Annotated in this window: 16 protein-coding genes and 1 tRNA gene; 9 read left to right on the forward strand and 8 right to left on the reverse strand. The window is 64.7% G+C overall.

Annotated elements, in window-relative coordinates; translation table 11 throughout:
- Positions 1-56: 56 nt before the first annotated feature.
- Together BMW28_RS06075 and BMW28_RS06080 are read left to right on the forward strand one after the other, a co-directional pair.
- A complete protein-coding gene (locus BMW28_RS06075; RefSeq protein WP_143280550.1) occupies positions 57-344 on the forward strand; it encodes a hypothetical protein in 288 nt (95 codons plus the stop codon).
- Between the two features lie 144 nt (positions 345-488).
- Positions 489-575, forward strand: a tRNA-Leu gene (locus BMW28_RS06080).
- Positions 576-635: 60 nt separating this feature from the next.
- Here BMW28_RS06080 and BMW28_RS06085 read toward each other — a convergent pair.
- The 6 genes from BMW28_RS06085 to smc all read right to left on the reverse strand — a co-directional run bounded on the left by BMW28_RS06085 (position 636) and on the right by smc (position 11,461).
- Entirely contained in the window at positions 636-1,709 is a 1,074-nt protein-coding gene (locus BMW28_RS06085) for a 3-deoxy-7-phosphoheptulonate synthase (RefSeq protein ID WP_091815071.1), read from the reverse strand.
- A 154-nt stretch (positions 1,710-1,863) separates the two neighbouring features.
- A complete protein-coding gene (locus tag BMW28_RS06090) occupies positions 1,864-2,766 on the reverse strand; it encodes an EamA family transporter (protein WP_200785748.1) in 903 nt (300 codons plus the stop codon).
- Positions 2,767-2,831: 65 nt separating this feature from the next.
- A complete protein-coding gene (locus BMW28_RS06095) occupies positions 2,832-4,340 on the reverse strand; it encodes a CYTH and CHAD domain-containing protein (protein ID WP_091815077.1) in 1,509 nt (502 codons plus the stop codon).
- Positions 4,341-4,552: 212 nt separating this feature from the next.
- The gene (gene ligA, locus BMW28_RS06100; RefSeq protein ID WP_091815080.1) at positions 4,553-6,649 is read right to left on the reverse strand and encodes an NAD-dependent DNA ligase LigA; all 2,097 of its coding nucleotides are present in this window, start codon (positions 6,647-6,649) and stop codon (positions 4,553-4,555) included.
- An 84-nt stretch (positions 6,650-6,733) separates the two neighbouring features.
- On the reverse strand, positions 6,734-7,885 hold the full coding sequence (locus tag BMW28_RS06105; protein WP_091815083.1) for a cell division protein FtsZ: 1,152 nt from the start codon (positions 7,883-7,885) through the stop codon (positions 6,734-6,736).
- 57 nt (positions 7,886-7,942) lie between these two features.
- Positions 7,943-11,461, reverse strand: coding sequence for a chromosome segregation protein SMC (gene smc, locus BMW28_RS06110; RefSeq protein ID WP_091815086.1), 3,519 nt, complete (start codon positions 11,459-11,461; stop codon positions 7,943-7,945).
- 151 nt (positions 11,462-11,612) lie between these two features.
- On the opposite strand from smc, the gene dapC reads away from it, so the two are divergent.
- From dapC to BMW28_RS06145, 7 genes are all read left to right on the forward strand, one after another.
- A complete protein-coding gene (gene dapC / locus BMW28_RS06115) occupies positions 11,613-12,824 on the forward strand; it encodes a succinyldiaminopimelate transaminase (protein WP_091815089.1) in 1,212 nt (403 codons plus the stop codon).
- A 70-nt stretch (positions 12,825-12,894) separates the two neighbouring features.
- Entirely contained in the window at positions 12,895-13,722 is an 828-nt protein-coding gene (dapD, locus tag BMW28_RS06120) for a 2,3,4,5-tetrahydropyridine-2,6-dicarboxylate N-succinyltransferase (protein WP_091815092.1), read from the forward strand.
- A 94-nt stretch (positions 13,723-13,816) separates the two neighbouring features.
- The gene (gene dapE / locus BMW28_RS06125; RefSeq protein WP_091815579.1) at positions 13,817-14,980 is read left to right on the forward strand and encodes a succinyl-diaminopimelate desuccinylase; all 1,164 of its coding nucleotides are present in this window, start codon (positions 13,817-13,819) and stop codon (positions 14,978-14,980) included.
- 140 nt (positions 14,981-15,120) lie between these two features.
- Positions 15,121-16,011: a 50S ribosomal protein L3 N(5)-glutamine methyltransferase gene (gene prmB, locus BMW28_RS06130; protein WP_091815581.1), complete on the forward strand. Its 891-nt coding sequence runs from the start codon at positions 15,121-15,123 to the stop codon at positions 16,009-16,011.
- Positions 16,008-18,095, forward strand: coding sequence for an ABC-F family ATP-binding cassette domain-containing protein (locus tag BMW28_RS06135; RefSeq protein ID WP_091815094.1), 2,088 nt, complete (start codon positions 16,008-16,010; stop codon positions 18,093-18,095). The genes prmB and BMW28_RS06135 overlap by 4 nt, the downstream gene beginning before the upstream one ends.
- Positions 18,096-18,186: 91 nt before the next feature.
- Positions 18,187-18,435: a GlsB/YeaQ/YmgE family stress response membrane protein gene (locus BMW28_RS06140; RefSeq protein ID WP_407640934.1), complete on the forward strand. Its 249-nt coding sequence runs from the start codon at positions 18,187-18,189 to the stop codon at positions 18,433-18,435.
- A gap of 89 nt (positions 18,436-18,524) precedes the next feature.
- Positions 18,525-19,115, forward strand: coding sequence for a hypothetical protein (locus BMW28_RS06145; protein ID WP_091815097.1), 591 nt, complete (start codon positions 18,525-18,527; stop codon positions 19,113-19,115).
- 310 nt (positions 19,116-19,425) lie between these two features.
- On the opposite strand, the gene BMW28_RS06150 is transcribed toward BMW28_RS06145, so the two are convergent.
- The gene (locus BMW28_RS06150) at positions 19,426-20,580 is read right to left on the reverse strand and encodes a branched-chain amino acid ABC transporter substrate-binding protein (protein ID WP_407640941.1); all 1,155 of its coding nucleotides are present in this window, start codon (positions 20,578-20,580) and stop codon (positions 19,426-19,428) included.
- Between the two features lie 215 nt (positions 20,581-20,795).
- On the reverse strand, positions 20,796-21,239 hold the full coding sequence (locus tag BMW28_RS06155; protein WP_091815099.1) for a DNA polymerase III subunit chi: 444 nt from the start codon (positions 21,237-21,239) through the stop codon (positions 20,796-20,798).
- Positions 21,240-21,285 lie beyond the last annotated feature (46 nt).

The raw sequence follows: 21,285 nt of genomic DNA on the forward strand, positions 1-21,285 counted from the left end.
TCCCGCTACATTCATGACTGGCGCTTCTAATGCGGCGCACCTACGGAGAGAACACCATGAAAAAACAGATCGCCATCCTGATTGCCACCACTGCCGCTGCCTTTGGCGTGTCGGCTGCCACCGTTCACATCAGCCCGCCGTCCGTCAGTGTTGGCGTGCCGGGTGTCGTGGTCGCCGCTCCGGGCGTCGTCGTCAATCAGCCTGGTGTGCGTGGTGACAACGGCCTGCATCTGGGCCAGCGCAAGGCGCATGTGAATCAGGGCAATCACTACGGTCAGTACAAGAATGCCGGCAAGGGCAAGCGTAAGGGAGTTGGCAACAAGGGGCGTGGCAAGAACTGGTAATCAGTCAGATCGCGCGAGCGCCATCCGTTCGCTGAAACAGCAAGACCCTGTCCGCTTGGCGCACAGGGTCTTGTTTTTTGGGCCGGTGCCGAAGGCCGGAATCGAACCGGCAGCGCCATCCTTGGGTACAATCACCCCCTTCGTGCCTGGGTGGTGAAATTGGTAAACACTCGGGATTTAAAATCCCGCGCCTTTGCGGGCTTACGGGTTCAAGTCCCGTCCCAGGCACCAGCCATAGCGACCCGCCACGCCCCCACAGCACAGGGCGCGTGGCGGCAGACGCTCCTCACCTCAAGAGCGGGCGCGGCGCGTGCGCACAGCGTCGGCCAGTTGCCGCAGCACCGGCTCAGTCTGGTCCATGCTGATGCACGCATCGGTAATGGACACCCCGCGCTTGAGTTCTCCATTGCCCAGATCCTGACGCCCTTCTTCCAGATGGCTCTCGATCATCACGCCGGTGATGCGGCGTTCGCCGCCTGCAATCTGCGAAGCCACGTCGGCAGCCACTTCGATCTGCTTCTGGTGCTGTTTGCTGCTGTTGGCGTGGGACAGGTCCACCATGACCTGTTCGGTCAGTCCGGCCTTGCCCAGCGCCTCGCAAGCTGCCTGCACATGCGCCGCATCGTAGTTGGGCGCCTTGCCGCCGCGCAGGATGACGTGGCAGTCGGCATTGCCACGCGTTTCGAAAATCGCGGCCTGGCCCATCTTGGTCATGCCGATGAAGGCATGGGGCGACTGCGCAGCCACCATGGCATCGACGGCGACCTTGATGCCGCCATCGGTACCGTTCTTGAAACCCACCGGGCAGCTCAGACCGGAGGCCAGCTGGCGATGGCTCTGGCTCTCGGTGGTGCGTGCGCCGATGGCACCCCAGGCAATCAGGTCGCTGATGAACTGCGGGCTGAGCAGATCCAGGAATTCGGTGCCGGCCGGCAGGCCCAGTTCCACCACGTCCAGCAGCAGGCGGCGCGCCTTTTCCAGACCCAGGTTGATGGCAAAGGTGCCGTCCAGGTGCGGGTCGTTGATGTAGCCCTTCCAGCCCACGGTGGTGCGCGGCTTCTCGAAATACACCCGCATCACGACCAGCAATTCGCCTTCCAGCTCCTTTGCCAGCGGCAGCAGGCGCTGCGCGTATTCGATGGCCTGGTCATGGTCATGGATGGAGCACGGGCCGACCACCACAATCAGCCGGTCGTCACGGCCGTGCAGCACGTCGCCAATGGCGCGGCGTTGCTGCTCGACACGCTCCAGCGCGACATCGCTGATAGGCAGGCTTTCCTGCAGCAGGGCCGGGGTCAGCAGCGGCCGGACGGCGCTGATGCGGGTATCGTCGATGCGGGTGGTGTCGTGCGTGGAAGTCGTCATGCTGGTCTCGGATCCAAAATGCTGCAATGCAGCAGATCATTGTAGCCACAGTAGCTTGCACGCGCTTACGGCAAGCCATATACGCAATGGTCAGCCCGATTTCTTCTGGGCAACGAAGAAAGCTGGAGGCACGGCCCGCCCGCTATCAACCCATTTAGCGCGCCCAGCGCCGGTGCAGATGCGGCCACAGCACGTTGATCGCCAGTCCCAGCAGCACCAGGCCTGCCGCCAGCAGCTTCCAGCCCGGCATGCCCTCGCCCAGCAGCAGCGCCGATGCTGCCATGCCGAACACCGGCACCAGCAAGGCCATCGGGCTGACGGAGGCAGCCGCATAACGGCTCAGCAGCCATGCCCAGGCGCCGTAGCCAAAAATGGTATTGCCGTACGACTGCCACAGCACGGCCAGCCAGGTATCCCAGCCCGCCTGCGAAACACCCTGCACAATGCGCGGCCAGCCCTCGAACCAGAGCGACAGCAGGAACAGCGGCGGCACCGCAAATGCACTGCTCCACACCACATAGGCCAGCATGTTCAGAGGCTCGCCGCCCTTGGCCTGCTGCGCCAGTGCCGCAGAGCGGTTCACGATATTGCCCGCAGCCCAACTGATGGCCGCCAGCGTCACCAGCAACAAGCCTAGCAGCGTAGTGCTGCCGTCAGTGCGCAGGGCAATCACCACCATACCGATGGCGGCAACCAGACTGGCTACCAGCTGGAACAGGCGCGGCCGGTCACCCGACAGCGCCATCGCCAGACCCATGGTGAAAAACACCTGCGACTGCACCACCAGCGATGCAAGCCCTGGCGAAATATCGCGCTGCATGGCGATGAACAGCAAGCCGAACTGCCCCACCCCGATCAGCACACCATAGACAGCCAGATTGCGCCAGGACACCTGCGGCCGCCTGACCAGCAGCATGAAGGGCAAGGCTGCCAGCGTGTAGCGCAAGGTTGCGAACAGCAGCGGCGGCAAGGCATTCAGCCCCAGCTTGATGACAACGAAATTGGTGCCCCAGACGAACACGACTGCCAGCGCCAGCAACAGGTGGCGCGCGGGAATGACGGATTGCATGAAATGAAAAGGGCTGGCAGCAGTGAATCAGGAAGAACGGCGCAGCGAAGAAATCACCAGAACGGCCGCGCCTCTTTCAGTGCTTCCAGCGCCTGTTCGGTGCGCTGGCTGGACTCCAGATCAATCCGCTCGTACCAGCCGGCAACCGCACCACCGGCAAACGCCGTTTCGGGGTACTGGCTGGCCAGCGTTTCGAGCATGTGGCGGCAGACGGCGGCATCATTCATGGTGCCCAGCACCTTCTGCATCGCCTGCTGCGAGGACAGGTATTTCTTCACCTTGTCCGCATCGTACAGCGTCGCAAAAAACTCCGCCGTGTAACGCAATTTTTTCACCTGCTTGCGCAGGGTATGGCGCTGCTCTTCGTTGAGCTTGTACCAGCGGCGCGCCAGCTTGTCCACCGAACTGGCCCTGCGGTTGAGGGCATCGCGGGTGAACGGGCGCAGCTTGCCTTCGGCAGCCTCGGCCGGCGGATCCTGATGCAGCCAGTGCAGTACCTGCAACAGCAGCATGCCGATGCGGGGAGATTCCAGATCCTCGCGCAGCGCCTGCATCAGCGCTTCGCGCTGCACCATCAGGCGCTTCTTGATCGGCTCGAGCCGGAGCTTGTCGGACAGGGTCGGCTCGACCGCCGCAATGGTTTCACGCACGAGCACGTCGCGGTCGCGGATTTCGCCCAGCTGCTGGCCGAGCGTCTGCAGCTTCGCTTCCAGCTGGTTCCAGACAGAATCCGTGGGCAAGGCGGCAAAAGCCTTGTCGGCCGAGCGCATGCGGCGGATGGCGACGCGCGCCTGGTGCACGAACTCCATGTCATCCTCGTGCTGTCCCAGTTCAACCATGTTGAACTGCAGCTGGCGCAGGCATTCCAGCATGACCTGGCGGCGTGCCTCGTACGGGGTGATTTCGGGGTCGAGCTTGACGTCCTGGGCACCTACGGGAGTGGTGGGCACCTGCTCGAACAGGCGATAGCCGCGCTCGGCCTTGCTGCGCTGCTGGGGCAGCAAGGCAAAATTGCGGGCCAGCATCAGCGCCAGGGTAAAGACGGCCTCCACATCGCCGCGCTTGAGCTCGATTTCCACCTCGTTGACAGGATGTTCGCGGCCATCGCATTCGATGTGGCCGACGTCCAGCGCCAGTTCGACGATATTGCCCTTCTTGTCCTCGACCTCCCACAGGGTGCGCGTGATGTGCGTGGCAAAGGTGGGCTGCAGGCGGGTGGCGATCTTGTCGTCACACAGGAAATCGCGCGCCTCGACATGGCCGATGTTGGCCAGCTCCAGCATCTGGCCGTGCGTGATGTGTTCGACCTCGGTGCGTGCATTGAGGCCGCCACCGCCCTTCTGGCCGAACTTGACGGTCTGGATCCACTGGTTGCCCTGCTTGCGCAGACGCAGGCCCATGCGGCGCTTGGCCAGGTCGAGCGCCGGGGTATCGTAATAAATGCTGACGAGCAGTTGCTCCACCGGCTTGGATGCCTGCGGCAGCAGCTTGGCCACCTTGCGCTTGAACTCCGCATTGTGCGAAGGCGACAAAGACAGGCTCAACTCGATTTCAGTATTCATTTTCTGGGCTCCTGAATGCAGCAGCCGGCTGCGGACAACAGCGGGTAGGCTAACATGAATCCGTGACAAGCCAGGTAGGTCAACAGCCAATCCGCACAGGGGGCATGCGTTTCTTGCACGAGCGTGCGTCCACCGGTTTCAAGCCGTGACCGAGCAACTGCCCCTATCTGCCGGCAACACCCATACTCCCATGCAACCGCGTGGCAAGAGGTTCACTCCATGGCCTTGAGCAATTCGAGCATCCCCGCCTCGTCCAGCACGGCCACACCCAGTGCCTGCGCCTTTTCCAGCTTGCTGCCCGCCTCGGCACCCGCCACCACGTAATCGGTCTTCTTGCTGACGCTGCCGGCCACCTTGGCCCCAGCGGCCTCGAGCAGCTCCTTGGCCTCGTCGCGCCCCATGTTCGGCAAGGTGCCGGTGAGCACAAAGGTCTTGCCCGCCAGCGGTTGCGGCGCCATGCTGTCCACCGCGCCGTCCGATTCAGGCCAGGTGACGCCATGGGCGCGCAGGCGTTCGATCACTTCGCGGTTGTGCGGCTCCTCCAGGAAATGGCGGATGCTACTGGCCACCACCGGCCCCACATCGGGCACCTGCAGCAGGGCCTGCTCATCGGCAGCGAGCAAGGCGTCGAGCCGACCGAAATGGCGGGCCAGATCCTTGGCCGTGGTTTCACCCACATGGCGGATGCCCAGGCCATAGATGAAGCGGGCCAGCGTGGTGTGGCGGCTTTTCTCCAGGCCATCGAGCAGGTTTTGGGCAGATTTTTCTGCCATGCGGTCCAGACGGGCCAGGGTTTCCAGCTTGAGCTCGTACAGGTCAGGCAGGCTGTGGATGAGGCCGCCTTCGACCAGCTGGTCCACCAGCTTTTCGCCGAGGTTTTCGATGTCCATGGCACGACGCTGCGCGAAATGGAGCACGGCCTGCTTGCGCTGGGCGCTGCAGAACAGGCCGGCGGTGCAGCGGGTGTCCACCTCGCCCTCCTCGCGTCCCACGGCACTGCCGCAGACCGGACAGGCATCGGGCATGGAAAACGGCACCGTCCCTTCAGGGCGGCGATCCAGCACGACCGACACCACTTCCGGAATCACGTCGCCGGCGCGGCGAACGACGACGGTGTCGCCCACGCGCACATCCTTGCGGCGGGCTTCCTCCTCGTTGTGCAGGGTGGCATTGGTCACGGTCACACCGCCCACGAACACGGGCGCCAGCTTGGCCACCGGCGTCAGCTTACCGGTGCGGCCTACCTGCACATCGATGGCCTGCACGGTGGTGAGCTGTTCCTGCGCCCGATACTTGTGTGCCACGGCCCAGCGCGGTTCGCGGCTGACAAAGCCCAGACGTTGCTGCAGCGCCAGATCGTTGACCTTGTAGACCACGCCGTCGATGTCGAACGGCAGGCTGTCGCGCAGGGCTGCAATCTGCTTGTGGAATTCCACCAGCTCCGGGGCGCCGGCAGCCACCGTGCGGTGGCTGGACACCGGCAGGCCGAACTGCATCAGTGCATCGAGGATGCCGCTGTGGGTCTCCGGCATGGTCTCCCAGCCTTGCACTTCGCCATAGCCATAGGCGTAGAAGCTCAGCGGACGGCTGGCGGCAATGGCCGGATCCAGCTGGCGCAGCGCGCCGGCTGCAGCGTTGCGCGGATTGACAAAGGTTTTCTCGTTGCGGGCACCAGCGGCGATCTTCTCGCGCTGGCGCTCGTTCAGCGCCTCGAAATCGTCGCGGCGCATGAAGACTTCGCCGCGCACTTCGAGCACGGCGGGTACCGCGTCACCCTGCAGGCGCAGCGGAATCTGGCGCAGCGTGCGGATGTTCTGCGTCACGTCCTCGCCGGTTTCGCCGTCGCCGCGCGTGGCGCCCTGCACCAGCACGCCCTGCTCGTAGCGCAGGGAGACGGCCAGGCCGTCGAACTTGAGTTCGGCTTCGTACTGCACCGCCGGATCGGCAGGCGACAGTCCCAGTTCCTTGCGCACCCGCACGTCAAACGCCACGGCGCCGCTGGCTTCCGTATCCGTTTCGGTACGGATGGAGAGCATGGGAACCGCGTGGCGCACCGTGGCAAAGCCGGGCAGGATCTGGCCCAGGATGCGCTGCGTCGGCGAATCGGGGGTGCGCAGTTCGGGAAAGGCTTCCTCCAGTGCCTGCAGTTCCTGGAACAGCCGGTCGTACTCGGCATCCGGCAGTTCCGGCGCGTCCAGCGTGTAGTACAGGTGGGCGTGGTGCTGCAGCTGCGCGCGCAGCGCTGCGGCGCGTTCCAGCTGGGCAGGTGTGGGGCCGGGGTGATCGGCAAAAAGATCCGGAGTAGTCATGGGCAATCAGGGCGAAGCAATACCGCCCGGCAACGCGAAATGGCCGGCCTTGCGGCCAGCCAGGCGGGCGATCCGGGGAGCCGGTCAGGAGAACAGGCGACGGGCCAGCGCCGAGCCGGCCGCAAAGTCATGCTGCTCCAGCGTGTTGTACAGGCCTTCCAGGTCGTTGGCAATGGTGTCCATGGTGTCGGCCGTGATGCGCTGGCCGGTGCCATCGGTGATGTTGCCGTCCATGTCCTTGGCCAGATGCAGCGCCACCTCGCACATGCGGGCGAAGGGCTGCTCCTCGCGGTGCACATGGGTCACCTCCAGGCACAGCAGGGCTTCGTAGAGGGCAGCCTGCTCCAGATCTTCGGCCAGTGCGGCCTGCGTGTCGTATTCCAGGCTGAGCAGCGGCGGCGCGCCTTCGATGGAAGCCGGCAGCACCAGACGGCCCGGCAGCACGCCCGGCACGAAGCCATGGCGTGCGGCGCACTGCTGCAGGTAGCCGGGGCTCCAGGCTGCCTGACGCGCACGCAGCACAAAGCTCAGGCGGGCATCGTTGCTGCTGGCAAACTGGTCCAGCTCGCGGGCACGGGCCACTTCTTCCAGCATTTCCGGAAAATGCGGCGTGCCGTTGATGGCGTCGGCCACGGCCTGGGTCTTGAGCGTGAACTCGGAAAAGGCGATCTCGTTGAGCGGCCCGCTGCGGTTGGCCAGCTGCACGCCGGCCTGGAACTGATCGTAGAACTGGCCCGCAACCGGCGGCTCCCACAGGCCGCTGTCGCGGTTGCGGCCTTCAACGGCGAAGGGCTTGGTATCGACACGGCGTGTGGCGGGCATTGCCGCTGATGCTGCTTCACCGGAAACCACGGCGCCTTCGTCCAGCACGATGGTGGCCATGGCGTCCAGTAGGGGATCGAGCAACAGCTTGCGATCGGGGCCGGTCGGAACGCTGATTTTCTGGGTGGCGTCAGCCAGCGGATCGTGCGCACCTTCTCCCGTTGGCTCGGCGATGGCAGCCTGTGGAGCGTCACTCTTGGGGAGCACGTCGGAGCCGGCACCGGGTGGCAGGGTGTCGGTAGCCTGCAGTGCGGCATCCACGCTGGTTGCCTCGGACACGGTCGCGGTGCTCTGCGGCTCGGGATCGGGGCGGCGTGGCTGGTTCTTGCGTGCCTGCCAGGCGTTGTGGGCCACCAGTCCGGCCAGCACCAGTCCGCCCGCGGCGGCCAATCCGATTTGTAGGGTATTGCTCATGGAGGGTCCAATCTGGAATCGCGCATATCTTAGAGCGAAAAGCCTCTGCTTCCGGCGTCAGGCCGCATCGGCCATGGAAACGGCAGACTCCATGTCCACCGCCACAATGCGCGAAACGCCCTGCTCCTGCATGGTCACGCCGATCAATTGTTCAGCCATTTCCATGGCGATCTTGTTGTGGCTGATGAACAGGAATTGCGTCCCCTGGCGGCTCATGGCCGTCACCAGCTTGGCATAGCGCTCGGTGTTGGCGTCATCGAGCGGGGCGTCCACTTCGTCCAGCAGGCAGAACGGGGCCGGGTTGAGCTGGAAGATGGCGAACACCAGTGCGATGGCAGTCAGGGCTTTTTCGCCACCGGACAGCAGATGGATGGTCTGGTTCTTCTTGCCCGGAGGTTGCGCCATCACCTGCACGCCAGAGTCGAGAATCTCGTCGCCGGTCATGATCAGTTTCGCCTGCCCACCGCCAAACAGTTCGGGGAACATGCGGCCGAAGTGCTCGTTCACGGTCTCGAAGGTGGAGCCGAGCAGTTCGCGCGTTTCGCCGTCGATCTTGCGGATGGCATCCTCGAGCGTTTCGATCGCGTCGTTCAGGTCGGCCGACTGGGCATCCAGGAAAGTCTTGCGCTCGCGGGAGGTGGTCAGCTCTTCCATGGCCGCCAGGTTGACCGCGCCCAAGGCGGCAATCTCGCGCTGGATGCGGTCGATCTCGGCCTGCAGCCCGTGCAGGCGCACGCCCTCTTCCTCGATGCTGCGGGCAATCTCGGCATCGTCCACCTGGGCTTCGGCCAGCGACTGGGCGTACTGCTCCACGCCGATGCGCGCGGCCTGCTCCTTGAGTTGCAGCTCGGTGATGCGCTGGCGCAGCGGCTCCAGTTCGCGCTCCAGCGCCAGACGGCGCTCATCGCTGGCGCGCAGCTTGGTGGTCAGGTCTTCATAGGTGCTGCGCTGGGCGGCGAGTTGCTGTTCGCGCTCGAGCTTGGCTTCCAGCGCCTGCTGCAGGCCGTTTTCGGCGGTGGCAGCGGTGAGGGATTCCAGATCCTGCTGGGCGCGCTGCTGCTCGGCCTGCAAGGCCTGCAGTTGCTCGGCGGCGGTGCCCAGGGTGCGCTGCAGCTCGGCGGCGCGGGCCTGCACGCTGCGCTGGGCAAACGTGGCCTCTTGCGCGGCGCGTTCCAGGCTGCGTTGCTGCTCGCGGCAGGTCGCCAGCTTGCGCTCGCCTTCGATCACCTTTTCGTCGAACTGGGCATGGCGTTCCTGGGCGTCGGCCAGCTGCATGTCCAGCTCCTCGAAACGGCCTTCGGCCGTCATGCGGCGTTCCTGCAGGTCTTCCAGCAAGGCGTCAATCTCTTCCAGATCGGAACCGATCTGGTCGCTGCGGGCACGCATCTGCTCGGCCTGCTGCGTCAGGCGCAGCACTTCCACCTGCAGGGTATGGTGCGCGGTCTGGCTTTCGCTGGCTTCGCGGCGGGCCTGCACCAGACGCTGGCTGGCATCGGCGTAGGCCCCCTCGGCACGGTTGAGCGCGGTGCGCGACTCTTCGTGGATGAATTGCTGGGCGCGCAGTTCCTTGTCCAGGTTTTCGATTTCCTGGGCGCGCGCCAGCAGGCCGGCCTGTTCGCTGTCCTGGGCGTAAAAGTCGACGCTGTGGGCGGTGACGGCGTGGCCTGACTGTACGTAGATAGCTTCACCGGGCTGCAACTGCGCGCGCTGCGCCAGCGCCTCGTCCAGCGACCCGGCGGTATAGCAGCCATGCAGCCACTCGGTCAGGATGGCCAGCAGGCCGGCTTCGTGCACACGCAGCAGGTCCACCATGCGCGGCAGCGCGGCCGTGCCGGCCGTGCCCGGCGCAGCCGGCGTGGCATAAAAACTCAGTTTGGCCGGCGGCGCATCGCTGGCAAAGGCACGCACCGACTCCAGCCGGCTGACCTCCAGCGCGCCCATGCGCTCACGCAGGGCCGCTTCCAGCGCCGTTTCCCAGCCGGTCTGCACATGCAGTCGCGACCACAGGCGATGCATGTCACCCAGGCCGTGCTTGTGCAGCCAGGGGGCCAGCTTGCCGTCGGACTTGACCTTCTCCTGCAGCGCCCGCAGCGCCTCGCGCCGGGCCGACAGGTCGGCCTGCTTGCGCGTTTCCTCGTTCAGGGCCTGCTGCGCCGTGCGACGCTGCTCGTCCAGTTGCGGCACCATGTCCTGCAACTCGGCCAGGCGTGCCTGCACGATCTCCAGCTGCTCCGCACTGCCGGCCAGCTCGGTCTGCTTCTGCAGCAGCTGGGTCGCCTCCGGCGCAGCCAGTGCCTTGCGGTCGGCCAGCAGCCGTTCGCGCCGCTGTTCCTGCTGGCGCGTCTGCTCGTCGATGCTGCGCTGCTCGGCCGCCAGCACCTGGATCTGCTGCTGCACCTGCACCACGGCGCTACGCTGTTCGGCAGACTTCTGCTGAGCCTGACGCAATGCATCCTCCAGATCGGGCAGCTGCATGGCCTGCTCTTCGAGCTGCGCCGCCAGAATGGCCGCCTTTTCTTCGGATTCCATGTCCTGGGCCGCCAGCGTCTCGCGCTCGGCTTCGGCCTCCAGCTGGCGTTCGTTCCAGTGAAAAAGCTGCTCGCCCAGTTGCTGCAGGCGTTGCTCGGCGCGCTGGCGGTTTTCCACCACGAAGCGGATTTCTGCCTCCAGCTTGCCGACCTCGGCCGTGGCTTCGTACAACTTGCCCTGCGCCAGGTTGACCTGATCGCCTGCCGCGTAATGCGCCTGACGGATCGTCTCCAGTTCGCTTTCGGTGCGGCGCACTTCCGCCATGCGCGCTTCCAGCGCGGTATGCGCCGCGTCCACATCGGCCTTCACCTTATGCTGGTCGCCCGCCGCATCCTCGCGCTTGAGGTACCACAGTTGGTGCAATCGCCGCGTACCAGTCTGCTGCAGGCCCTGGTATTTCTGCGCCACTTCGGCCTGTTTTTCCAGCTTTTCGAGGTTGCTGTTCAGCTCACGCAGAATGTCTTCCACGCGCGTCAGGTTCTCGCGCGTGTCGTGCAGGCGGTTTTCGGTTTCGCGCCGGCGCTCCTTGTACTTGCTGACGCCAGCCGCTTCTTCGAGGAACAGGCGCAGTTCTTCCGGCCTACTCTCGATGATGCGGCTGATGGTGCCCTGGCCGATGATGGCGTAGGCACGCGGGCCCAGGCCGGTGCCCAGGAACACGTCCTGCACGTCGCGGCGCCGCACCGGCTGGTTGTTGATGAAATAGCTGCTGCCGCCATCGCGCGTCAGCACGCGCTTGACGGCGATCTCGGAAAACTGGTTCCACTGCCCGCCGGCACGGTGGCTGGCGTTGTCGAACACCAGCTCCACGCTGCTGCGGCTGGCCGGCTTGCGCGAGGTGGTGCCGTTGAAGATCACGTCCTGCATGGATTCGCCGCGCAGCTCGCTGGCCTTGCTTTCGCCCAGCACCCAGCGCACGGCATCCATGATGTTGGATTTGCCGCAGCCGTTCGGCCCGACCACCCCCACCAGCTGCCCCGGCAGCATGAAGTTGGTCGGTTCGGCAAACGACTTGAATCCGGAAAGTTTGATCGAATTGAGACGCACGGCAGCAACATCGGCCGCGCCATGCCGGATGACGTTTGTAATTACGCAATCCGCCCGTGCTTCGGCCTCTTACAATGGAAGAATCATCAAAGAACGCATCATACCTGCTGCCTGTTGCGGGCCGCAGGGTGTTTGCGTGCCAGCGTCATCCATGAATCCCCGCCTGTCCCTGCTGCAACCCTATCCTTTCGAGCGGCTGCGCCAGCTGTTTGCCGACATCACGCCCAACCCGGACTACGCCCCCATCAGCCTGGGCATCGGCGAACCCAAACACCCCACCCCGCCCTTCATCCAGCAGGCCCTGTGCGATGCCACCATGGGGCAACCCGGTCTGGCCGGCTATCCGGCTACCTTGGGTGAGCCAGCCCTGCGCCAGGCTTGCACCGACTGGATGCAGCGCCGCTACGGCGTCACGGTCGACCCGGCCACGCAGGTGCTGAGCGTGAACGGCTCGCGCGAGGCGCTGTTCGCCATCGCACAGACGGTGATCGATCCCGCCGGCGACGCCATCGTGCTCTGCCCCAACCCGTTCTACCAGATCTACGAAGGCGCTGCCCTGCTGGCCGGCGCCACGCCCTGGTATGCCCCGAGCGTGCCGGAACGCAACTTCGCCGTGGACTGGGACAGCGTGCCCGAGAACGTCTGGCAGCGCACCCGCCTGATCTACGTCTGCTCCCCCGGCAACCCCACCGGCGCCGTGATGCCGCTGGACGAATGGCAGAAGCTGTTCGACCTGTCGGACCGCTACGGCTTCGTGATTGCCTCGGACGAGTGCTACAGCGAGATCTGGTTCCGCGACCAGGCCCCGCTGGGCGGTCTGGAAGCCGCGCAGAAGCTCGGTCGGAACGATTTCCGCAACCTGCTGATGTTCACCAGCCTGTCCAAGCGCAGCAACGTGCCCGGGCTGCGCAGCGGCTTTGTCGCCGGGGATGCAGAGCTGGTGAAATCCTTTCTGCTGTACCGCACCTACCATGGCAGCGCCATGAACCCGGTGGTGCAGAAGGCCAGCGCCGCCGCGTGGAACGACGAGGCGCATGTCGAAGACAACCGCCGCATGTACCGCGACAAGTTCGCGCAGGTCACCCCCGTGCTGGCCGAAGTGCTGGACGTGGCGCTGCCGGATGCCGGCTTCTACCTGTGGGCCCATGTCGGCAATGTTTGTGGCGGCTCGGATACCGAGTTCGCACGTCAGTTGCTGCAACAGTGCAATGTGACCGTGCTCCCCGGCAGCTATCTGGCCCGCGATGCACGCGGCCACAACCCCGGCGCCGGCCGCATCCGCATGGCCCTGGTCGCCGAAACCGAACAGTGCATGGAAGCAGCCCAACGCATCCGCAGCTTCGTCCAGTCACTGTCCTCCTGATCGATTCCCCGGTCGCCCGAAACGGCCGGATCTTGCCCACCGCCCTCCTCTCCAATAACAAGGACTCTCCATGAGCACCATCCAACTGCAGACCATCATCGAAAACGCCTGGGACAACCGCGCGGAAATCTCTCCCTCCAGCGCTCCCAAGGAAATCGTGGACGCGGTGGAGCATGTGCTCGCCGAGCTGGATGCCGGCAACCTGCGCGTTGCCACACGCGAAGCTGTGGGCCAGTGGACCGTGCACCAGTGGATCAAGAAGGCCGTGCTGCTGAGCTTCCGCCTGCGCGACAACGAGGTGATGAAAGCAGGCGACCTGACCTTCTACGACAAGGTGCCCACCAAGTTCGGCAACATGAATGCCAACGAGCTGCAGGCCGCTGGCGTGCGCGTGGTGCCGCCTGCCATGGCACGCCGTGGCAGCTACATCGCCAAGGGCGCCATCCTGATGCCTTCCTATGTCAACATCGGCGCCTATGTGGATGAAGGCAGCATGGTCGACACCTGGGCCACTGTGGGCAGCTGCGCGCAGGTGGGCAAGCATGTGCACCTGAGCGGCGGTGTGGGCCTGGGCGGCGTGCTGGAGCCGCTGCAGGCCGGACCGACCATCATCGAGGACAACTGCTTCATCGGTGCCCGCTCCGAAATCGTCGAAGGCGTGATCGTGGAAGAAAACTCCGTGATCAGCATGGGCGTGTACATCGGCCAGAGCACCCCCATCTACGACCGCACCACCGGCGAAATCAGCTACGGCCGCGTGCCGGCAGGTTCCGTGGTGATCAGCGGCAGTCTGCCCAAGGACAACGGCCGCTACAGCCTGTATGCTGCCATCATCGTCAAGCGCGTCGACGCACAGACCCGTGCCAAGACCAGCCTGAACGACCTGCTGCGCGACTGATCCGTCCTGCAAACGGCAGAGACACTGCCTTTGCCGCTTCAGTCCGGCACCGCCTGCGCGGTGCCTTTTTGTCTCGATGTCCGGAATCTCCATCGTGTCCGACACCCTCACCCTTGCCGAACAACTCATCGCCCTGCCCTCCGTTACCCCGGATGACGCCGGTTGCCTGCCGCTGATCGCCAGCCACCTGGAACCGCTCGGTTTCCACTGCGAGCGCATGGACAGCGGCCCGGACGACTTTCGCGTCAGCAACCTGTGGGCGCTGCGCATGGGCAGTCAGGGCGAAGCCGGCAAGACGCTGGTGTTTGCCGGCCACACCGATGTGGTGCCGACCGGCCCCGAAGCCGAATGGACCAGCCCGCCCTTCCTGCCCACACACCGTGATGGCAAGCTCTACGGCCGCGGCGCCAGCGACATGAAAACCTCGCTCGCCACCATGGTGATGGCGGTGCGCGACTACCTGGCAGAGACACCCGATACACCCCTCAACATCGCCTTTCTGCTCACCAGCGACGAGGAAGGCCCGGCCAACGACGGAACGGTGGCTGTCTGCAAGGTGCTGCGCGAACGCGGCACGCGGCTGGACTACTGCGTGGTGGGCGAACCCACCTCGGTGGAGCACACCGGCGACATGATCAAGAACGGCCGTCGCGGCACCATGAGCGGCAAGCTCACCGTGCACGGCTTGCAGGGCCATATCGCCTATCCGCAGCTGGCGAAGAACCCCATCCATCTGGTTGCGCCCGCGCTGGCCGAACTGGTCGGCATCACCTGGGATCAAGGCAACGCCTTCTTCCCGCCTACCAGCTGGCAGATCAGCAATATCCACGGCGGCACCGGCGCCAGCAACGTGATTCCGGGCACGGTGGTGATCGACTTCAACTTCCGTTTCTGCACCGAGTCTTCGCCCGAAAGCCTGCAGCAGCGCCTGGAAGCCGTGCTGAATAAACATGCACTCGCATACACGCTGCAATGGGTGATCGGCGGCCTGCCTTTCCTGACCGAACCGGGCGATCTCGTGACCGCCGTGCAGCAGGCCATCCGTGACGAAACCGGCATCGAGACACAACTTTCCACCAGTGGCGGCACCAGCGATGGCCGCTTCATTGCGCAACTATGCCCGCAGGTGATCGAACTGGGCCCGCCCAATGCCAGCATCCACAAGATCGACGAACATGTGGGACTGACCGATATCGAGCCCCTGACCGGCATCTACCGCCGTATCCTGACAAACCTCGCGGCGGCGCAGCCAGCCTGAAACTGTGCCCGCCAGCCGCAGCGGCACGGCCAGAACCGTGTACGCTGTCGGGATGAGCGCAGTTGCAGGGGCTGGTTCCTGCAACTCCGTTTCCCATTGCCGTGGCCGCACACAGTGGCCAGGAGATTTTTTGCTTCGCCATGACTGATACCCTCACCCCCCTGCACGCCCTGGTCCGCCAGCAGGCCGACCGGCTCGAAACGGCTGGCGTTGCCCTGGGCCACGGCACGGCCACACCCTTTGACGAGGCGGCCTGGCTGGTACTGTGGCAACTCGGCCTGCCGCTGAACACCGATCTGGACGACCCCGCCCATGCTGCCCCTACACCAGAGCAGTTGCAGCAGGTCGACCAGCTCGTCACCCGCCGCATCCAGACCCGCCAGCCCGCTGCCTACCTCACGCGCGAAGCCTGGCTGCAGGGCGTGGCCTTCTACGTGGACGAGCGCGCCATCATCCCGCGCAGCCTGATTGCCGAAACCCTGGCAGACGGCAGCATTGACGCCTTTCTGCACCCCGAGACCTGCCATGTGCTGGATCTTTGCACCGGCAATGGCAGCCTCGCCGTGCTGGCCGCGCTGGCCTGGCCGGATGTGGTGGTGGAAGCGGCGGACATTTCCCCGGACGCGCTGGCAGTGGCCGTCATCAACGTGGAAAAGCACGGCCTGCAGCAGCGCATCCGCCTGCTGCAAAGCGATGGCCTGGCCAACTGCCCCGGTCCCTACGACCTGATCCTGTGCAACCCGCCTTACGTCAACGCCGGCAGCATGGCAGAACTCCCGCCCGAGTTCCGCGCCGAGCCCGATCTGGCGCTGGCCGGTGGCGAAGACGGCATGGACTTCATCCGCCCGCTGCTGGCTGCCGCCCCTGCACGCCTGAGCGAGCGCGGCGTGCTGGTGCTGGAAATCGGCCATGAACGCGAACATTTCGAGGCTGCCTTCCCGCACCTGAATCCGCTCTGGCTGGAAACCAGCGCCGGCGGCGACCAGGTGCTGCTGCTCACGCGCGAAGCGTTGCTGGAGCAGGCCGCATGATCGTCATCCAGGATGTGACCCTGCAGCGCGGCACCAAGGTGCTGCTGGACAAGGCTTCTGTCACCCTCAACCCCGGCGAGCGCGTGGCGCTGGTCGGCCGCAACGGCGCCGGCAAATCCAGCCTGTTCGGCCTGCTCAACGGCACGCTGCACGAAGACAGCGGCGAGGTGGTGGTGCCCGCGCACTGGCGCCTCGGCCAGGTGGCACAGAACATGCCCGAAACCAGTGAGACGGCCACCGCCTTTGTGCTGGGCGGCGACACGCGCCTGCAGGAAGCACAGGCAGCACTGACAGCAGCCGAAGCCAGCGGCGACGGCATGGCGATCGCCCATGCCCACACACTGCTGCAGGATGCCGGCGCACACGATGCCTCATCGCGTGCGCAAACGCTGATCCTTGGCCTGGGATTCCAGGTCAACGAGCTGGACAAGCCCGTCAACAGCTTCTCCGGCGGCTGGCGCATGCGTTTGCAACTGGCGCGCGCGCTGATGTGCCCGAGCGATCTGCTGCTGCTCGACGAACCCACCAACCACCTGGACCTGGACGCCCTGGTCTGGCTGGAAGGCTGGCTCAAGCGCTATCCCGGCACTTTGCTCATCATCAGCCACGACCGCGAATTCCTCGACGCCGTCACGCAGGTCACAGTGCATATCGAGCACGCCAAGCTCAACCGCTACGGCGGCAACTACACTGCCTTCGAGGAAATGCGGGCGCAACAAATCACCCTGCAACAGGCCGCCTATTCGCGTCAGCAGGAAAAGATCGCCCATCTGCAGAAGTTCATCGACCGCTTCAAGGCCAAGGCCACCAAGGCCAAGCAGGCGCAGAGCCGTGTCAAGGCACTGGAGCGCATGGAGCGCCTCGCACCGGTGCTGACCAGTGCGGACTTCACCTTCGAATTTCAGGAGCCGCCGCAGCTGCCCAACCCCATGCTGGCAATCCGCGATGCCAGCTTCGGCTACCGTGGCGCCGATTACGTGGCGCCCGACGCCAGCAATGCCGGAGAAGTAGAAGACTTCAGCACCAGTCACGTGCTGCGCGAGCACCAGCTGCAGACTGGCGAGGCACTGGCCGACGTCACTGCCAACGATACCGTGATCCTGCGCAATGTGGACCGCTCCGTGCTGGCGGGCCAGCGCATCGGCGTGCTGGGCGCCAACGGCCAGGGCAAGTCCACCTTCGTCAAGACCATTGCCCACGCCCTGCCCCTGCTGGCAGGCCGCATCACCGAAGGCAAGGGCCTGCGTCTGGGCTATTTCGCCCAGCAGGAGCTGGACGTGCTGCAGCTGGACGACACCCCGCTGGGCCACATGATCCGCCTGGCCAAGGCGCACCCCGATATCGCCGCGCAAGCTGGCCGCGAGCAGGATCTGCGCAACTTCCTCGGCAGCTTCCAGTTCAGCGGCGACATGGTGTCGCAGCGCGTGGGCAGCATGAGTGGCGGCGAAAAAGCCCGGCTGGTGCTGGCCATGATCGTCTGGCAGCGCCCCAACCTGCTGCTGCTGGATGAGCCGACCAACCATCTCGACCTGACCACGCGCGAGGCACTCGCCATGGCGCTGAACGAGTTCGAAGGCACCGTGATGCTGGTCAGCCACGACCGTGCCCTGTTGCGAGCCGTATGCGACGACTTCTGGCTGGTCGGTCATGGCACCATCGCGCCTTTCGATGGCGATCTGGACGACTACCAGCGCTACCTGCTCGACATGGCACGGCAGAAACGCGAAAGCCTGGCCGAAGCCGCGGGCGCAGCCAGGCAGTCTGCCGCCTCCAGCGACAAGCCGGCACTCAGCGGTGCCGAGCAGCGCAAGCTGCAGGCTGCGCAACGCCAGCAGTATCTGGAACAGCGCCGCCCGCTGGCCAAACGCCAGCAGCAGCTGGAGCAGCAGATGGACAAGCTCAACACGGAAAAGGCAGCACTCGAAGCGCAACTGTGCGAGCCGCTCGACCCGGGCGCCATCGCCGAAGCCGGCCGCAAGCTCAAGCAATGCACCGATGCGCTGGAGGAAGCAGAAATGGACTGGCTGGAGGTTTCGGCCGAGCTGGAGGCCGTGGAAACGGCCTATCAGGGCGCTGCAGCGTGACGAGATGCCGCAGTTCAGGGTTTTTTAACCTGACCGACAAAAAAAGACGCTACATTAAAGACGTCCACATTTCAATCAAGGGAATCCCACCATGATGCAAATCATCTCCATCATCGTTGTAGGCTTCATCGTCGGCCTGCTGGCCCGCGCACTCAAGCCCGGCAACGACAAGCTCGGCCTGCTGATGACCACCGTGCTGGGCATTGCCGGCTCTGCCGTGGCCAACTTTGCGGGTTCTGCACTCGGCCTGTACCGTCCCGGCGAGGCTGCTGGCTGGATCGCTTCCATTCTGGGCGGTATCCTGCTGTTGTTCGTCTACGGCATGATCGCCAAAAAGTAACTCCACCTCCGCCGGGCACGTAACGGCAGGGTAATATGCGAGGGGGCTGTTTTCAGCCCCCTTTCTCATGCCCCATCGCCCTCTTGCCCATGCCCCTGTACCGCTCTGCCTTGATTCTGCCGCTGTTGACCACCAGCCTGTTTTCGGTAACAGGCTGCCAGAAGACCGATGAGCAGGCGCCGGCATCGGCATCTTCCAGCCTGGTCGGGCCGAGCGCCGTATTGCCGGCTTCCGCTGCTTCCGCTCCTGCAGCCAGTCCGGAGCTGATCAAGGGCATCTACTTCTGGGGGCCGGAAGTGGAAACCATCTCTCCATGCAATACCAACCAGACTTTCTGGCTGGACGGCAGCGAGACTGTCCTGGCGCCGCTGGAAGAAATGGCGCTGGACAAGGCCAATCGCGCCAATGAAGCGTATCAGCCCATCTACGCCGAGCTGCGCGTGGTGCGCAAGGGCCAGGCCACTGACGGCTTTGCCGTCGAATACGATGGCGTGGTCGAGCTGCAGGAAGTGGTTGCGAGCAATGCCGAGGTGCCGGCTAATTGCAAGCTGATCGAGTTGCCCACGCCGCCTGCCGAACCTGCATCTGAAGCAGCATCTGCTGCGGATGCTGCGGCATCGCAAGCCACCGCCGTTCGGGCATCCGCGCCCGCACCGGCTTCCCCTCGCAAGGCGGGCTGAGCCTCTCTGCCCTCAACGCTTTCGGCCTTCATGGCCGCGCCGACCGACTCCGTCGGCCATGTCGGCCATGCCGAGAGTGTGCTAGCCCACGTCGCGCCCTGACCGGGCTGCGGCAACGAGCGCATCAGCCCATCACACGCACGCAAAAAAGCCAGGTCTTTCAACCTGGCTTCTGATCCAATCAGGCGGTCAACGCCCTGCACACGAACTCGCGGAATAACGCCGCAAGCCGGGTACAGGACAGTCGCGGCCATCCGCGCCATGCTGGCACGCTACAACGTGCCGCAAGCCGGGTACAGGACAGTCGCGCTTATTCGATGGCTTCCTTGTTGCCCTTGACGTAGTGGAACAGGGTTGCTGCCGGATCCTTCATTTCGCCCGAGGGTTCGAAGGTGATGGTGGCGGAAACGCCCTTGTAGCTGGACTCCGCCAGCTTGGGCAGGTACACCGCCGGATCGGCAGAGTCGGCACGCTGCATGGCGTCCATGATCAGCATCGCTGCGTCATAGGTGTAGGGGCTGTAGACCTGGTACTGGCCGGGATAGGCAGCGTCATAGCGCTTCTTCCACTCTTCGCCACCAGGCATCTTGCTCAGGGAAGAGCCGCCCACTGCGCACACCACGTTCTCCAGCGGCTTGGCACCACCGGACAGCTTGGCCAGCTCCATGGTGCAGATGCCATCGCCACCGAAGAACTTCTGCGTGGTCAGGCCGAGCTGTTCCATCTGGCGCAGCATCGGGCCGGCCTGTGCGTCCATGCCACCGTAGAAGATGCCGTCCGGCTTCTCGGCCTTGGTGGCCGTCAGGATCGCCATGAAGTCGGTCGCCTTGTCGGTGGTGAACTGCGAGCTCACAATCTCGATGCCGTTGGCCTTGGCCACCTTGGCAAACACTTCGGCAATACCCTGGCCGTAGGCGGTACGGTCATCGATCACGGCCACGCGCTTGAGGTTGTTCTTCTTGGCATCGTTGGCCAGCGCAGCGCCCAGCGCGTCATCGTTGGCGATGATGCGGAAGGTGGTCTTGTAGCCGGGCTTGGTCAGGGCCGGGTTGGTGGCAGCACCGGTCACCATCGGAATGCCGCAATCGTTGTAGATCTTGGAGGCAGGAATGGTTGTGCCCGAGTTCAGGTGACCGACCACGCCGGCGACCTTGGAGTCGCACAGCTTCTGCGCCACGGCAGTGCCCTGCTTCGGATCGGCGGCGTCATCTTCCACCACGGCTTCGAAACGGACCTTCTTGCCGCCCAGCGTCATGCCCTTCTGGTTCATGTCGTCCACGGCCATCAGCACGCCGTTGGCGTTGTCCTTGCCGTAGTGCGCCTGGCTGCCGGACATGGGCGCCACGGAGGCAATTTTCACCACTTGCACGTCGCCGGAACCGGCGGCAGCAGGCGCGGCCGACACAGATGCTCCCGTCGCCGGGGCGGCAGGTGCTTCTTCCTTCTTGCCGCAGGATGCCAGCATGGCAGCGGCGGCCAGGGTGGCAGCAACGCTCAAACGCAGTTGATAGTGCATGATCAAAGTCTCCAGATATAAGAATGTCCGGAAAAGCTTGAGCCAATCCGGGCGCGCGGTTTGCCAGAGGCAATCGTCAGCGACAGCGAAAAAATTGTAATGCTGCCGTTACCGTTCACCCGTACTATTTGCACGTTCTAGGGCAAACACCGATAAGCCCGGTTTCAGCCCTTCACCTGCACGTCATGCCGCTGGATCTGGTAGCCACGGCTGGTGTAATAGCGCCAGCGTTCGCGCGCCTGGGCACGATCGGCCTCGTCCAGCGAAACCACCTCGATCAGCCGGGCAAACTGCTCGAACCCGGCAGGCACCTGCGGCATCAGGCTCACCAGCACATCGTGGCGGGGGCAGCTGCCCACATCCTCGGTCAGCCACACCCGGGCACGCTCCTGCATGGCCTCAGTCACCGTGCCGGCATCCTGGCCCTCGCGCCAATGGCCGATGAAATCGGTGGCAGACAACTCCCACAGCTTGCGGTCGAGCTTGTCCAGCGCAGCGGCCTCGGCCACCACCACGATCGAGTCCGAGCGCCCGACTGCCTTGCGCAGCAGGCGGCTCAGGTAGGCGATGCGATCGGGGATATTGAAATGGAAGGCGATCTCGGTCATGCGCACGCCTCACGCATGGGCATGGCCCCATTCACGGACGGCAAGC

Source organism: Allobrachymonas denitrificans DSM 15123, assembly GCF_900110225.1.
GTDB classification, from domain to species: domain Bacteria; phylum Pseudomonadota; class Gammaproteobacteria; order Burkholderiales; family Burkholderiaceae_C; genus Brachymonas; species Brachymonas denitrificans.